The organism is Staphylococcus pasteuri, from assembly GCF_030547725.1.
GTDB classification, from domain to species: Bacteria; Bacillota; Bacilli; order Staphylococcales; family Staphylococcaceae; genus Staphylococcus; species Staphylococcus pasteuri.
Window position 1 is genome coordinate 1 of sequence record NZ_JAUOQO010000523.1, and the last position, 258, is coordinate 258.

The following is a 258-nucleotide window of genomic DNA, read 5'->3' on the forward strand; positions in this document are numbered from 1 at the left end:
GGTGTATGTTGATGCTGTGCATTACGTGCCCCATGGCTTAGTAGATGTACAAGCGCTTGGTTGTGATTTTTTAGTGTGTTCGGCTTACAAGTTTTTTGGCCCGCACCTAGGCATCGCTTATGTAGCCGACCCTTGGTTAGAGCATCTAGCGCCCTATAAAGTCGAGCCAGCCACCAATATTGGCCCCGGGCGTTTTGAAACTGGTACCCAAAGTTTTGAAGCTATTGCCGGAATGAGTGCAGCCGTTGAGTACTTAGC

General features: G+C 49.2%; 1 protein-coding gene. It reads left to right on the forward strand.

The features are described 5' to 3' along the window. Positions 1-25: 25 nt before the first annotated feature. Positions 26-258, forward strand: a 233-nt coding sequence (locus tag Q4528_RS14590; protein WP_303522372.1) for an aminotransferase class V-fold PLP-dependent enzyme, incomplete at its 3' end; no start/stop codon positions are given.